The organism is Nocardia higoensis (assembly GCF_015477835.1).
Classification (GTDB): domain Bacteria; phylum Actinomycetota; class Actinomycetes; order Mycobacteriales; family Mycobacteriaceae; genus Nocardia; species Nocardia higoensis_A.
In genome coordinates this window covers 30,524-44,588 of record NZ_JADLQN010000003.1, presented here as the reverse complement: position 1 = coordinate 44,588, position 14,065 = coordinate 30,524, and the positions used below count along the sequence as shown (strand labels likewise).

The following is a 14,065-nucleotide window of genomic DNA, read 5'->3' as shown; positions in this document are numbered from 1 at the left end:
ACCGATGAGCCAACGGGAGTGGGTCGAGAAGGACTACTACAAGGAACTCGGCGTCTCCTCCTCCGCCTCGCAGGACGAGATCAAGAAGGCGTATCGCAAGCTCGCCCGTGATCTGCATCCGGACGCGAATCCGGGGGACACCAAGGCCGAGGAGCGCTTCAAAGCGGTCAGCGAGGCCCACGCGGTGCTCTCCGACCCGGCCAAGCGCAAGGAGTACGACGACACCCGCAGGCTGTTCGCCGGCGGCGGCTACCCCCGCGGCGGGTTCACGCCCGGCGGGGCGGGCGGCTTCTCGCAGGAGTTCAACCTCGGCGACATCTTCGGCGCCGGTGGTTCGGCGGGGGACGGCGGGCTCGGCGACCTGCTCGGCGGCCTGTTCAACCGAGGCGGCGCCCGCACCGGTGGCAGCAGGCCGCGCCGCGGGTCCGACGTGGAGACCGAGACGACTCTCGGATTCCGCGAAGCCGCACAGGGTGTCACCGTCCCGCTGCGGATGACCAGTCCCTCGCCGTGCACCACCTGCCACGGCAGCGGTGCGAAGCCGGGGACCAGTCCGCGGGTCTGCCCGCTGTGCAACGGCACCGGTGCGATCAGCCGCAACCAGGGCGCGTTCGGGTTCAGCGAACCCTGCGACGGCTGCCGGGGGACCGGTTCGATCATCGACGACCCGTGCGTGGACTGCCATGGCAACGGCATCCAGAACCGGACCCGCACCATCACGGTGCGGATTCCGCCCGGCGTCAGCGACGGGCAGAAGATCCGGCTGGCGGGCCAGGGCGAAGCCGGCCTGCGGGGCGCGCCGTCGGGCGACCTGTACGTGACCGTGCACGTCAGCCAGGACAAGGTCTTCGGCCGCAACGGCGACGACCTGACCCTGGTCCTGCCGGTCAGTTACGCCGAACTGGTTCTCGGCACCACGGTGTCGGTGCCGACCCTGGAGGGGCGCGTCGGGGTGAAGGTGCCGCCGGGCACCGCCGACGGCCGGACCCTTCGGGTGCGTGGGCGCGGTGTGCCCAAGCGCGGCGGCGGAGCCGGTGACCTGCTGGTCACCGTCAAGGTCGCGGTGCCGCAGAAGCTGGACGACGCCGCCGTCGAAGCGCTCGAGCGTTATCGTGAGGCGGAGAAGGCCGCCGGATTCGATCCGCGGGCGGGATGGGCAGGTGCGTGATGTCCGACGATCCGAAGGCGTCCGCCGGGGCGCGAGCCGAGTTCTTCATGATCTCGGTCGCGGCCCAGCTGGCGGGCATGCACGCGCAGACACTGCGCACGTATGACCGGCTGGGGCTGGTGACGCCGCAGCGCACTTCGGGCGGCGGGCGCCGGTACTCGGCCAGGGACGTCGAGCTGCTGCGCGAGGTGCAGCGGCTGTCCCAGGACGAGGGCGTCAATCTGGCGGGCATCAAACGCATCATCGAGCTCACCAACCAGGTCGAGCGCCTCCAGGAAGAGGTCGCCGAACTGCGAGCCGAGCTCGAGCGGGCCAGGGCGGGCTACCGGCCCGACCTCGCGCCCTCGCAGCGCAGCACCGCGCTGGTGGTCTGGAAACCCCGCCACCAGCGCTGAACGTCGACGAAAGGGCCGGGGCCGCGCCGAACGCGCGCCCCGGCCCTTCGTCGTTCGCAGGGCGGTCACAAAATTAGCCGAACGGCTGCTGCCACGGTCCGGGCCGACCAGTCTGCCGGAAAAACGGAGTCTATCGGGATCGTGGTCTGTTATATGGCGTGAATTTCCACGCCTTTCATGTTTCGGCGGAATTCGGTGCGCGCTGTCGTTTGTTATCGTTCCGTTGCCCAGCCCCCTCGCCTACACTCCTTGTGTTATCGGCTGCTGTCGAGTGCGCCGCACCACGTGCACTTCGAGCCCGGCAGCGCAGCACTCGCCGACGCTGTCAGTGTTCGAATGCGAAATGAGGTTGTGGCGCCAATGGATTCGCGGACCGTCGCTTTGATCAGAACTACCTTCAAGGCGGTGGCAGCGGAAGAGGACGGGCACGAGCGCCTGGCCAAGGCGTTCTACGCCACCTTGTTCGCCAACCATCCCCCCGTGCGCGATCTCTTCCCCGCCGCGATGGACGTGCAGCGTGACCGGCTGGTCAACGCCATCTCCTACGCGCTCGACCAGCTCGAGGACCCGGACGAGCTGATCCCCTTCCTCGCCCAGCTCGGTCGTGACCACCGCAAATACGGGGTCCGCGGCGAACACTACGTCGCCGTGACCACCTCGCTGAAGTCCGCGGTGCGCCGGTTCGCGGGCACCGAGATGTGGACCGACGAGGTCGACCGTGCCTGGGACGAAGGGCTCCAGCTCATCTCCACCACCATGCTCGGCGCCGCCGAACAGGAGTCCGCACCAGCGGTATGGTCCGGCCGGGTGGTGGAACACAGAGCGGTACTGCGGAATCTGTCGGTCATCCGGCTCCGACTCGATCAGCCGATGGAATACGCCGCGGGCCAGTACATGAGTGTGCAGATTCCCTCGCGCCCGCGCATGTGGCGATATCTTTCCCCGGCGGTACCGTCGAATCCTCAGGGCGAGATCGAATTCCACGTTCGCGGCATCATGGGTGGCTGGGTGAGCCCGGCGATCATCAGTCAGACGCGGATCGGCGACCAATGGCTGATCGGCTCCCCGCTCGGTGCGCTCGGCGTCGCGCGAAATGCCAGACGCAAGATGCTGATGGTCGGCTGCGGCACCGGCATCGCCCCGTTGCGCGCCCAGTTGCTGGAGATGGCGCAGCGGCGCAGCAATCCCAAGGTGCACCTGTTCGTCGGCGGCCACCACCCGTGCGATCTCTACGACCTACAGATCCTGAACGCGCTGGCGACGGAGCACGGTTGGCTCACCGTCACCCCGGTCGCCGAGAGCGAGGAGAACCCGTGGTGGTTCTACCGCGCCCCGGGCGAGCCGGAACCACATTTCCCGGGCTTACAACCCCGGCTGATCGGGCAGATCGGCAAGCTCGTCGCGGAGGCGGGCCCGTGGACCGATCACGACATCCAGATCGCCGGCTCCCCGTCGATGGTGCAGACCACCCGGTTCCGGCTCATGTCGGTCGGCGCGCGGGCCGAGGACATCCGCCACGACCCGATGTTCTGAGCCGGGTCACATCCCTTCGTACTGAATGGCCCCGCGCGGGGTCCCGGTCTCCACCAATCGGTCGACCGTCGCCCTCGTCATCGCGGGCGAGCCGCACACCAGCACCTGATGGTGATCGAACGCGCCGTGCGAACCGACCACATCGGCCAATGTGCCCTCGAGCAGATCGTCGGCCGGGAAGTCCACGTCGACCTCGGCCCGTGCGTGCTCATACCATTCGTCGGCCCAGTTGGGGTCCGAAAGCCGATCGACGACAGGAACCACGGTGAGCCAAGGTAATTCGGCCGCCAGCAGCACCAGCATGTCCGAGGCATACAGATCGCGCGGGCTGCGTCCGCCCACGAACAGGTAGGTGTGCGGCGGCTGCGGCGCGCGGGCCAGCTCCAGGATCTGCGCGCGCATCGGCGCCAGCCCGGTACCGCCCGCGATCATGACCACCTCGTCGCCTTCCGGATCGACGTGGAAGGTGCCCGCCGGCGCGCTGATCCGCCACTCGTCCCCGGCCTCGGTGTCGGCGACCAGGCTGCCGCTGAGCCACCCGCCCGGCACCGTCCGCACGTGGAACTCCAGCTTTCCGTCCAGCGAGGGCGGCAGCGCGGGGGAGAGCCTGCGGCGCACGCCGGGCTGCCCCGCGGTGCGCACCTCCACCGACTGCCCGGCGCGGAACGGCACGAACTCGCCGATCAGCCGGATGACGGCGATGTCGTGGCGTAGGCGATGGTGCCCGACCACGGTCGCCGTCCACTCGCTCTGCGCGACACCCTGATCGAGCGCCCCAGGCTCTGTCATTCGAACCGCTCCGTCATCCCGAACTCCTGTCCGCGCGGTCCGGCCGCGCTCTCCCGTCCGGCGATCATGCCCTATGCGATCGGGTCGCTGCTGATGATGTGCTCGGGGGTGCCGACCGCGATCAAGGCCCGCCGGGTGTCGGCGATCATCGACGCGGACCCGGCGATCTGGATCTGCCGGTCCTCCCACGCTCCGAAGCTGGCGACGACCGCGCCCAGGTTGCCGATCAATGTGCGGTGCATGCCGTAGGGCGCGTCGGTCGGCGGGTGCGGGTACCACCACGGATTGGTCTTCTGCTCACACACCGGCACGATCGTCAGCCACGGGTTGCTCTGCGAGAGCTGCCACATGTTCTCCACGTCGTACAGATCGCACGGGTAGCGCCCGCCGATGAAGAAATGCACCCGCGGATTCACCCCGCGCTGGCTCATCTCGATCAATTGCGCGCGCAACGGCGCGATACCGGTGCCCGAACCGATCAGCAGCACATCCTTGCCGCTGTCGCGGTCGATGTGCAGGCCACCGAGCGGTCCGCCGATCAACCAGCGATCACCCACCTGGGTTTCGTTGACGATCGCCGGGCTCACCCAGCCGCCACGCACCTTGCGGACATGGAATTCGATCTCGCCGTAGGGATTCGACGGAATGGCGGGCGAGAAATACCGCCACATCTTGGGCCGCTGCGGCACCGCGACCGGCACGTACTGTCCGGCCTGGTAGGGCACCGGGGTATCGGATTGCAGCCGCACGATCGCGAGATCGTCGAGCACCCGCCGATGCCCGACCACGGTCGCCTCCCAATACGGCTGGGATTTGTCGGAGTTGGCGCCGATCGCCATGGACGCCGAGATCAAGATGCACACATCCCGCCAGCCCTCTTCCAATTCTCTGGTCCAGGCCGGGCCGTTGTAGGTGCGGAACGCTTCCAGCAATGCGACCCCGGCCAAGTCGTAGTGCTCGGCGGTGACCCCGTATTTCCGATGGTCGCGGGCCAGTTGCTCCAGAAAGTTCTGCGCCCGGTCCCAGTCCTCGAGGTGGTCGAGAACGAAAGCGATCGCCGTCGCCAGCCGCTTGGGCTGCATATCCATGGCGGGGGGGAAGAGTTCGCGAAGCCCTGCGTTGTGAGCGAACATATGACCATAGAACGCACTGATCAACCGCTCGGGTCCGCTCGGTGACTGAATCACCGCACGGAGATTGGCGCGGACCAGCGCTGCCGAACGCGCATCCACGACAGGAGCTTCCTTTCTTCCCGTTCATCTGCGCATTCTTCGGTCACGTGCGCAGGGACCGCCGTGATCCGGCGGTCCATCGGCTCCCAGTATCCCTGAAAAACCGCCAGGTCGGGTGGACGGATTTCAGACCGCCCCACCGACGTGCGGGAGACCCCGGCTTCCCGGGCTACCGGTGCCTCGACCACGCTGCCTTCCACCGTCGACGGGACCACTGACGGGGGATGGGACGTGGTACGACGAACGGCCGGTCTGCAAGTGAGGCAAGTCACCTCGAAAGAGATTCGGCTATCACGCGAGAGAAACGGCCTACCGGATGTCGCGCGGCGTAGCGTGAAGGCTGTTGACCTGCTCATTTGCCGAATCGGCCGGGTGTGCGAGGGGCGGCGAGAATTTATAACTTGAGCGGAACAGACTCAACTTCGTATACGTTGAAGCAAGCAACACAACCGCACACGACCTCGAGAGGTGATGAGGTGGACTCGTTCAATCCCACCACTAAGACCCAGGCGGCTCTGACCGCCGCACTGCAGGCCGCCTCGGCCGCGGGGAACCCGGAGATCCGTCCGGCGCACTTGCTGGTGGCGTTGCTCGATCAGACCGATGGCATCGCGGGTCCGCTGCTCGAGGCTGTCGGCGTGCAGCCCGCGGCGGTACGGCGCGAAGCCCAGGATCTCGTCGATCGGCTGCCGCGCGCCACCGGTGCCACCACGCAGCCGCAGCTCGGCCGCGACGCGCTGGCCGCGATCACGGCCGCCCAGCGCCTGGCCACCGAGCTCGGCGACGAGTACGTCTCCACCGAGCACGTCATGGTCGGCTTGGCCGCGGGTGATTCCGACGTGGCCAAGCTGCTGGTCGGCCACGGCGCGCCCGCCGACGCGCTGCGCGAGGCGTTCACCAAGGTGCGCGGCAGCGCCCGGGTCACCACCGCGGACCCGGAGTCCACCTATCAGGCGCTGGAGAAGTACTCCACCGACCTCACCGAGGCCGCCCGCACCGGCAAACTCGATCCGGTGATCGGCCGCGACACCGAGATCCGCCGGGTCGTGCAGGTGCTCAGCCGTCGCACCAAGAACAACCCGGTGCTGATCGGCGAGCCGGGTGTCGGCAAGACCGCGATCGTGGAGGGCCTGGCCCAGCGCATCGTCGCGGGCGACGTGCCGGAATCGTTGCGCGGCAAGAAGGTCGTCTCGCTGGATCTCGGTGCGATGGTGGCCGGCGCCAAGTACCGCGGTGAATTCGAGGAGCGGCTCAAGGCCGTGCTCGAGGACATCAAGAACAGCGCGGGCCAGATCATCACCTTCATCGACGAGCTGCACACCATCGTGGGCGCCGGCGCGACCGGTGAATCGGCGATGGACGCGGGCAACATGATCAAGCCCATGCTGGCCCGCGGCGAGCTGCGGCTCGTCGGCGCCACCACGCTCGAGGAATACCGCCAGCACATCGAGAAGGACGCCGCCCTGGAACGGCGCTTCCAGCAGGTGCTGGTCGGCGAGCCGTCGGTGGAGGACACCGTCGGCATCCTGCGCGGCATCAAGGAGCGCTACGAGGTGCACCACGGCGTGCGGATCACCGACTCCGCCCTGGTCGCCGCGGCGGCGCTCTCGGACCGCTACATCACCTCGCGCTTCCTGCCGGACAAGGCGATCGACCTGGTCGACGAGTCCGCGTCGCGGCTGCGCATGGAGATCGACTCGCGTCCGGTCGAGATCGACGAGGTCGAACGCGCGGTGCGCAGGCTCGAGATCGAGGAGGTCGCGCTCGAGAAGGAGACCGACGAGGCGTCCAAGGTGCGCCTGGCCAAGCTGCGTCAGGAACTGGCCGACGACCGCGAGAAGCTCAACCAGCTGACCACCCGGTGGCAGAACGAGAAGAAGGCCATCGACCAGGTGCGAGTGCTGAAGGAGCAGCTCGAGTCTCTGCGCGGGGAGTCCGAGCGCGCCGAGCGCGACGGCGATCTGGGCAAGGCCGCCGAGCTGCGCTACGGCCGCATCCCGGCGCTGGAGAAGGAGCTCGCCGCGGCCGAGAAATCCTCGGGCGAGGCCTCCGGCGGTGAGCTGATGCTCAAGGAGGAGGTCGGTCCCGACGACATCGCCGAGGTGGTCTCGTCGTGGACGGGCATCCCGGTCGGCAGGCTGCTCGAGGGCGAGACCCAGAAGCTGCTGCGGATGGAGGACGAACTGGGCCGTCGCGTCGTCGGCCAGCAGGCGCCGGTGCAGGCGGTCTCCGACGCGGTGCGGCGAGCGCGCGCCGGGGTCGCCGACCCCAACCGGCCGACCGGCTCGTTCCTGTTCGTCGGCCCGACCGGCGTCGGCAAGACCGAGCTGGCCAAGGCGCTGGCCGACTTCCTGTTCGACGACGAGCGCGCGATGGTGCGCATCGACATGAGCGAGTACAGCGAGAAGCACGCTGTCGCCCGCCTGGTCGGTGCCCCTCCCGGCTATGTCGGCTACGACCAGGGCGGCCAGCTGACCGAGGCGGTCCGGCGGCGGCCGTACACGGTGGTGCTGTTCGACGAGATCGAGAAGGCGCATCCCGACGTCTTCGACATCCTGCTGCAGGTGCTCGACGAGGGACGGCTCACCGACGGCCAGGGCCGCACGGTGGACTTCCGCAACACCATCCTGATCCTCACCTCCAACCTGGGCGCGGGCGGTGACGAGGAGTTCGTGATGAACGCGGTGCGTTCGGCCTTCAAGCCGGAGTTCATCAACCGGCTCGACGACGTGGTCATGTTCCACCACCTCGACGAGGACCAGCTCCAGAACATCGTCGACATCCAGCTCGACCAGCTGCAGAAGCGGCTGGCGCAGCGTCGCCTGACCCTCGAGGTCAGCCCGGCGGCGCGGATGTGGCTGGCGGTGCGCGGCTACGACCCGGCCTACGGTGCGCGGCCGCTGCGCAGGCTGATCCAGCAGGCCATCGGCGACACCCTCGCCAAGGAACTGCTCGCAGGCAAGGTCGCCGACGGCGACACCGTGCACGTGGGTGTCAGCGCCGACGGCGCGGAACTGGTCGTCGGCCCCGCCGCCGATGCGCCCGCCGCCGTCTGATCACCGAGCGTCACCGCCTGAGCGCGGGACAGCGCAGACACATCCCCACCGGTCGGATCCGGTGGGGATGTGTCGTGTTCACGGGGCTTGCGCCGACCGCGGCACGAGCGGTCCCGGACCGGGAACGTGCGGCGGATCGTCGCGCGCACCCCTAGTCTGAGAGCATGACCAACCCGAAGGATCCCTGGGGGCAGCGGCCGGGCGATGCGCCGACCGAACACCTCGGGTCGCCGGGGGCCTTCGGGCACGGTGAATATCCGGGCACCGAGCAGTACGACCCGTGGTCCACGCCGCCCGCCGGGGCGACCCGCGAGATCCCGGCGCTGGACAGTCAGTGGGGCGCCTACGAGCCCGGCGGTCAGTGGCAGGGCGAACAGCAGCAATGGGCCGGTGCCCAGCAGCAGCAATGGGCGGGCGTGCCGGGACAGCCCGGGATGCCGAGTCAGCAGCCGCCGGGGGCGATCCCGCCGGCGGACTACGTGCCGCCGGGGCAGCAACCGCACAAGGGCAACACCGGCCTGTGGATCGCGCTCGGCCTGGGCGTGCTCGCGCTGGTGGGCGTGGTCGGCGTCGGCGCGGGGCTGATGTTCGGTGGTTCGGGCGACACCGATACCGACACCGCCGCCGCCGGTGGCACGAGCACCACGTACACGCTGCCGTTCCAGGCCGCGCCGAGCACCACGATGCCACCCGGATCGTCCGGCCCCGGTGGACTACCACCGGGATTACCCGATCTCGGCCTGGAGGAACTCGGCGCCACGGTCGGCACCATCACCGCCAACGACGGCGGCATCCTGACCATCAGCACGATGACCGGCGGAGAGGTCACCGTGCGCACCGACGACGCGACCCAGGTGATTTCGCTGTCGGTGCTGCGAGCCGCGGATCTGCCGGTGGGCGAGATGGTCGTGGTGCAGGGCGAGACGGGCACGGACGGCACGATTCAGGCCAGAATCATCGTCAGCACCGCGTTGCCCGGTGGCGGACGATGACCGGGATATTAGGGTAGACCGCGATGACGGCTATGTGGTTCGGGTTGGCGGCGATCGCGCTCGTGGGTGCGGTCGTACTGCTGTATTTCGATCGGGTCCAGCGGCAGCGGTCCGGTCACGCGCGCCAGGTGTGGGCGAAGGCCCAGGGATACACCTACGTGTCGGTGGAACCGGCGCTCACGTCGACCTGGCGGCGCGGTGCGCTGGCCAAGCTCGGCTATCTGTCCGCCGTGGACGTGGTCTCCGGCATCCGCAAGGGCGAGAAGTTCGTGCTGTTCGACCTCGAGGACGCCGCGACGCTGGTGGCCGTGCGCCGTCAGATCGGCTCGGACATCGACGTCGACATGCGCCTGAAGACCGCGTCCCCGCCCAAGGACGCCGATCTGGAGCTGCTCGGCGCGATCGGCGACCGGGTGGTGTTCGCGACCAACCCGGAGATCGCCCGGCACGCGGTGGACCAGCGGATGGTGGCGTTCATCGAGACATTGCCCGACACCGTGCAGATGCTGTGGAGCGAGGGCAACTGGACACTCGGCATGCTCAATGTCGGCACCGTGGCCCGGGATTGGGAGACCGCGATCGACGCCGTGCTGCGCCTGTCGGGCCTGCTGCACGTGTTGCCGCCGGTCAGCGAAGCGCGCGAGCCCGAGCGTGGCCGTCCGCGGCCGCCGGCCCGCGATCCGGAGTCCGACGATGTCGACGATGACCTCGACGACAACCTGGACGACCTCGACGACCGTGCCGACGGTGATCGGGAGTACGGCGACCGTGCCGACGAGCGCGCTGCCGACGACGACCGCGACATCGACGCGGGCGACGAGATCGCCGCGGCCAGGGCGGCGCGGGGCGAGGCGGAAGGGGCCCGGCGGCCCTCGCTGGCCGTCGTGCCCGATCGCGCTCGGGAGGAGCGTGCGGGCGAGGTCCGCGACGAAGAGCGCGACCGCGCTGCTCGCGACGACGCCGATTCCGATTCCGATTCCGATTCCGACCAGCGTTCCCGTCCCGCGTCGCCGGGCGATCGCCCCGGTGGACCGTTCCACCCGGGATTCCGCCCGTACCAGGGCCCCGTGCCGAAGTGACCCGGCCCCGTGCCGCGTCGACTCGGCCGGGTGCCGAGATGCCGGAATTCCTCGCCGTAGCGATGCGGGTTCGGGCCGAAGTACCCCTGTTCCGGGGCGAAACGGCCAGGATCGGTGCCGCTGTGGTGCGGCTCGGTGGCGAGGTGGTTGGATCGACCACGGACACACCCGAGCCCGCTTCGGCCGCGGCGACTCGGCACCGTGCCACCACGATCACCCCGTCGACCGGATTGGCGATGTCATGACCGACACCCCGCCCCCCGCGCGCCTGCCGGGCGCCACCCGACCCATCGCCCTGATCACCGGACCCACCTCCGGCATCGGCCAGGGTTACGCGTCGAAGCTGGCCGCTCTCGGCTACGACCTGGTGCTCGTCGCCCGCGACGTGGACCGGCTCCGGGCGCTGGCCGAGGAGCTGGAGCGCTCCTACGCCACCCGTTCGGAGGTGTTGTCCGCGGATCTGGCGAAGGCGGAGGACCGCGATCGTGTCGCCGCCCGGGTGGCCGATGGCATCGAATTCCTCGTCAACAACGCGGGTTTCGCGCATTCGGGCGAGTTCTGGGAGCTGCCCTACGAGCAGCTGCAGGCTCAGCTCGACGTCAATGTCACCTCGGTGCTTCGGTTCACCCACGCCGCGCTGCCGTCGATGATCGCCGCGGGCAAGGGGTCGATCGTCAATGTCGCCAGCGTCGCGGGCCTCATCCCCGGCCGGGGCTCGACCTACTCGGCCTCCAAGTCCTACGTCGTATCCTTCTCCGAGGGACTGGCGGGTGGACTGGCGGGCACGGGGGTGCGCATCCAGGCGTTGTGCCCCGGTTTCGTGCGCACCGAGTTCCATCAGCGGGCGGGCATCGAGATGTCCTCGCTGCCCGAGCCGCTGTGGCTCTCCGTCGATCAGGTCGTCAGCGGTTCGCTGCGCGACCTGGACGCCGATCGCGTGATCAGCGTGCCCGGCGTGCAGTACAAAGCACTCACCACCGCTGTCGGCCTCATCCCCCGGGGTCTGCAGGTTCGAATGAACCGGGGCCTGTTCAATTCACGCGGACGTACCTGAAAAAGGAGACGACATCATGATCGACCAGGCGCGGGCCGCACGGCCCGAGCTGTCCGGCGCGGACCGCGATGCGCTGGCCGCACTGGTACGCGAACTCGCCGTGGTGCACGGCAAGGTCACGCTGTCCTCCGGCAAGGAGGCCGACTACTACGTCGACCTGCGCCGGGCCACGCTGCACCACGAAGCCGGGCCACTGATCGGCAAACTGCTGCGCGAGCTGGTGGCCGACTGGGATTTCGACGCGGTCGGCGGGCTCACCATGGGCGCCGACCCGGTCGCGCTGGCCGTGCTGCACGCGCCCGGCAGGCCCATCGACGCCTTCGTGGTGCGTAAGGCCGCCAAGACGCACGGCATGCAGCGTCAGATCGAGGGGCCCGACATCGTCGGCAAGCGGGTGCTCGTCGTCGAAGACACCACGACCACTGGGAACTCGCCGCTCACGGCGGTGCGCGCGCTGCGCGACGCGGGGGCCGAAGTGGTCGGCGTGGCCACTGTCGTGGACCGCGAAACCGGGGCCGATGAAGTCATCGCCGCCGAGGGGTTGGAGTATCGTTCGATCCTCGGTCTCAAGGATCTGGCGCTGGGTTAGCCTGGACGATGATCTGTCTGTCTGCGTGGTGTAAGGACGTGTGAGTCGCCAGTGGTGAGCATTGCAGTTAACAAAGGTCGCGCGAACGTCGCGATGCTCGGCATCGGTGCCTACCGGCCGCAACGCATCGTCAGCAACGACGAGGTCTGTCAGGTCCTCGACTCGACCGACCAGTGGATCTACGAGCGCACCGGCGTGCGCAACCGTCGCTGGATCAGCGGCGACGAGACGCTGCGCTCGATCGCCGTCGCGGCGGGCGAGCGCGCGCTGAACAACACCGGTATCGACCGGTCGAAGATCAGCATGGTGCTGCTGTGCACCTCGAGCTGGCTCAAGCTCACCCCGCACGGCGCGCCGACGGTCGCCGCGGATCTGGGCATGAACGGCGTCGCGGCCTTCGACCTGACCTCCGGTTGCGGCGGATTCGGCTACGGCCTCGGCGTGGCCGCGGATCTGATCCGCGCGGGCTCGGCGGAGTACATCCTGGTGATCGGCGCCGAGACGATGACCGTCGGCCTGGACCCGACCGACCGCGGCACCGCCATGATCTTCGGTGACGGCGCCGGTGCGGTGGTGGTGGGCCCGAGCGAGGAGAACGGCATCTCCCCGACGGTCTGGGGCAGCGACGGCGAGAACGCCGACGCCATCGCCCAGGACATCGACTTCCTCGCCTACATGCACCGCGCGCAGGAACTGCAGGGCACCGACCCCGAGGTCGAGCCGGTGGGCCGGATGTCGCTGCGCATGGAGGGCCCCAAGGTGTTCCGCTGGGCCGCGGTCACCCTGCCACGCGCGCTGTCGAGCGCGCTGGAGGCATCCGGGGTGTCCAAGGACGACATCGAGGTGTTCGTCCCGCACCAGGCCAACGCCCGTATCAACGAGCTGATGAAGAAGAATCTCGGTCTGGCCGACGACATTCCGATGGCCAACGACATCGAGCACACCGGCAACACCTCGGCCGCGTCCATCCCGCTGGCGATGGAGGAGATGCTGGTGACCGGCAAGGCCAAGGGCGGTCAGCTCGCCCTGCTGCTCGGCTTCGGCGCGGGGCTGAGCTACGCGGGTCAGGTCGTCACGCTGCCGCCCGCTCCGAAGGAAGCCAGTTTCGGTGTCTGATTCGCGGTTGCGTCCGTTTCGGCTCGGCTATCTCGCGGCGGCGGCGGCGACCGTCTACGGCGCCGCCACCGGTCGCGACAAGGTGCAGTGGGTGGCCAAGCCGCTGCTGATGCCCCTGCTGGCCGCCGATGTGCTGACCGGCGGCGTGGATATCGAACCCACCGAGCGCACCGTCCTGCTGGCCTCGCTCGGCGCGGCGACCGTGGGCGACATCCTGCTCATCGACCCCGACGACGACGGCCGCCTGATCGCGGGCGCCTCCGCCTTCGCCATCATGCAGACCGGGTACGCCGGTCTGTGGTGGCGGCGCGGGGCGCGGCCGAGCAAGGCGATCGCCGCGCAGCGCGCGGCCGCCTGGCTCGGCGCGGGCGTGCTCATGCGGCTGCGCGCACCGGCGGTCGCGATTCCGCTCACCGCCTACGGCGCCACCCTCGCCACGGCGGGCGTGCTGGTGTCGGACCCGGAACTGGCGCCCGAGGCGGCGAACATCGGTGGACTGAACGTCCCCGACGGCGACCCGCGCAGCCGACTGGCGCTCGGCTCGCTGCTGTTCATCCTCTCCGACGGCCTGATCGTCTTGCGGCGCGTCTTCGCCCGCTCGATCCGGGCCCGTCGCGGTACCGAGGCCGTCATCCTCGGCACCTACGCCGCCGCGCAGTTCCTGCTCGCCGACCCTCGGGCGCACGCCCGCGCACACTGGCATCGGACGACATGACCTATCCACCGCACTACGGAAATCCGTACGCGTCCTACGGCCGGCCGCCGCAGGATCACCCACAGGCGACCACCGTACTGGTGCTCGGCATCCTCGGCCTCGTGCTGTGTCAGTTGTGCGCGCCCTTCGCGTGGTTCATGGGCAAGCGGGTGCTCGACGAGATCGATGGCTCCGGCGGCGCGATCGGCGGGCAGGGGACGGCGAAAGCCGGCTACATCTGCGGCATCGTCGGCACCGTCCTGCTGCTGCTCTACGTGCTCGCCATCGTCCTCGTGGTCGTGCTCGTGCTCATCGGCGCCATCTCGTCGTCGGGGTCGACCTACTGACGAGGGCGCGCGCCGGTCCCG

13 protein-coding genes are annotated in these 14,065 nt (G+C 69.1%); 11 read left to right on the top strand and 2 right to left on the bottom strand.

The genetic code is table 11. The annotated features are described in order from the left end of the window. Positions 1-4: 4 nt before the first annotated feature. The 3 genes from dnaJ (at position 5) to IU449_RS18115 (ending at position 3,096) form a co-directional block, all read left to right on the top strand. Positions 5-1,168 carry a molecular chaperone DnaJ gene (gene dnaJ, locus IU449_RS18125; protein ID WP_195003312.1) on the top strand — a complete coding sequence of 388 codons (1,164 nt, stop codon included), beginning with the start codon at positions 5-7 and terminating at the stop codon, positions 1,166-1,168. Then, complete coding sequence (locus IU449_RS18120) at positions 1,168-1,563, top strand: heat shock protein transcriptional repressor HspR (RefSeq protein ID WP_067852289.1); 396 nt, start codon at positions 1,168-1,170, stop codon at positions 1,561-1,563. The genes dnaJ and IU449_RS18120 overlap by 1 nt, the downstream gene beginning before the upstream one ends. Positions 1,564-1,923: 360 nt before the next feature. After that, positions 1,924-3,096, top strand: coding sequence for an FAD-binding oxidoreductase (locus IU449_RS18115; protein WP_195003311.1), 1,173 nt, complete (start codon positions 1,924-1,926; stop codon positions 3,094-3,096). 6 nt (positions 3,097-3,102) lie between these two features. On the opposite strand, the gene IU449_RS18110 is transcribed toward IU449_RS18115, so the two are convergent. Both IU449_RS18110 and IU449_RS18105 read right to left on the bottom strand, forming a co-directional pair. Further along, positions 3,103-3,885 (bottom strand): FAD-binding oxidoreductase, encoded by a 783-nt coding sequence (locus IU449_RS18110; RefSeq protein ID WP_195003310.1) that lies wholly within the window; start codon positions 3,883-3,885, stop codon positions 3,103-3,105. Positions 3,886-3,956: 71 nt separating this feature from the next. Further along, on the bottom strand, positions 3,957-5,117 hold the full coding sequence (locus IU449_RS18105) for an FAD-binding oxidoreductase (protein ID WP_195003309.1): 1,161 nt from the start codon (positions 5,115-5,117) through the stop codon (positions 3,957-3,959). Between the two features lie 476 nt (positions 5,118-5,593). Between IU449_RS18105 and clpB the strand changes: the two genes are divergently transcribed. From clpB to IU449_RS18065, 8 genes are all read left to right on the top strand, one after another. Beyond that, complete coding sequence (clpB, locus tag IU449_RS18100; RefSeq protein WP_195003308.1) at positions 5,594-8,173, top strand: ATP-dependent chaperone ClpB; 2,580 nt, start codon at positions 5,594-5,596, stop codon at positions 8,171-8,173. A gap of 164 nt (positions 8,174-8,337) precedes the next feature. Continuing rightward, the gene (locus IU449_RS18095; RefSeq protein WP_195003307.1) at positions 8,338-9,165 is read left to right on the top strand and encodes a hypothetical protein; all 828 of its coding nucleotides are present in this window, start codon (positions 8,338-8,340) and stop codon (positions 9,163-9,165) included. Between the two features lie 23 nt (positions 9,166-9,188). After that, positions 9,189-10,244 (top strand): hypothetical protein, encoded by a 1,056-nt coding sequence (locus IU449_RS18090; protein ID WP_228805149.1) that lies wholly within the window; start codon positions 9,189-9,191, stop codon positions 10,242-10,244. 241 nt (positions 10,245-10,485) lie between these two features. Beyond that, positions 10,486-11,298 carry an SDR family NAD(P)-dependent oxidoreductase gene (locus IU449_RS18085; RefSeq protein ID WP_195003306.1) on the top strand — a complete coding sequence of 271 codons (813 nt, stop codon included), beginning with the start codon at positions 10,486-10,488 and terminating at the stop codon, positions 11,296-11,298. Between the two features lie 16 nt (positions 11,299-11,314). Then, positions 11,315-11,887: an orotate phosphoribosyltransferase gene (pyrE, locus tag IU449_RS18080; protein ID WP_195003305.1), complete on the top strand. Its 573-nt coding sequence runs from the start codon at positions 11,315-11,317 to the stop codon at positions 11,885-11,887. Positions 11,888-11,938: 51 nt separating this feature from the next. After that, on the top strand, positions 11,939-13,003 hold the full coding sequence (locus IU449_RS18075; RefSeq protein ID WP_195003304.1) for a beta-ketoacyl-ACP synthase 3: 1,065 nt from the start codon (positions 11,939-11,941) through the stop codon (positions 13,001-13,003). After that, a complete protein-coding gene (locus IU449_RS18070; RefSeq protein ID WP_324188307.1) occupies positions 12,996-13,718 on the top strand; it encodes a lysoplasmalogenase in 723 nt (240 codons plus the stop codon). Before IU449_RS18075 ends, IU449_RS18070 begins: the two co-directional genes overlap by 8 nt. Continuing rightward, a complete protein-coding gene (locus IU449_RS18065) occupies positions 13,715-14,044 on the top strand; it encodes a DNA translocase FtsK 4TM domain-containing protein (RefSeq protein ID WP_195003303.1) in 330 nt (109 codons plus the stop codon). Before IU449_RS18070 ends, IU449_RS18065 begins: the two co-directional genes overlap by 4 nt. Positions 14,045-14,065 lie beyond the last annotated feature (21 nt).

Excerpts from the sequence above, each read along its gene's own strand:
- IU449_RS18110 (WP_195003310.1), bottom strand. The coding sequence starts at position 3,885 with ATGACAGAGCCTGGGGCGCTCGATCAGGGTGTCGCGCAGAGCGAGTGG.
- dnaJ (WP_195003312.1), top strand. The coding sequence starts at position 5 with ATGAGCCAACGGGAGTGGGTCGAGAAGGACTACTACAAGGAACTCGGC.
- IU449_RS18120 (WP_067852289.1), top strand. The coding sequence starts at position 1,168 with ATGTCCGACGATCCGAAGGCGTCCGCCGGGGCGCGAGCCGAGTTCTTC.
- IU449_RS18090 (WP_228805149.1), top strand. The coding sequence starts at position 9,189 with ATGACGGCTATGTGGTTCGGGTTGGCGGCGATCGCGCTCGTGGGTGCG.
- pyrE (WP_195003305.1), top strand. The coding sequence starts at position 11,315 with ATGATCGACCAGGCGCGGGCCGCACGGCCCGAGCTGTCCGGCGCGGAC.
- IU449_RS18115 (WP_195003311.1), top strand. The coding sequence starts at position 1,924 with ATGGATTCGCGGACCGTCGCTTTGATCAGAACTACCTTCAAGGCGGTG.
- IU449_RS18095 (WP_195003307.1), top strand. The coding sequence starts at position 8,338 with ATGACCAACCCGAAGGATCCCTGGGGGCAGCGGCCGGGCGATGCGCCG.
- IU449_RS18085 (WP_195003306.1), top strand. The coding sequence starts at position 10,486 with ATGACCGACACCCCGCCCCCCGCGCGCCTGCCGGGCGCCACCCGACCC.
- IU449_RS18065 (WP_195003303.1), top strand. The coding sequence starts at position 13,715 with ATGACCTATCCACCGCACTACGGAAATCCGTACGCGTCCTACGGCCGG.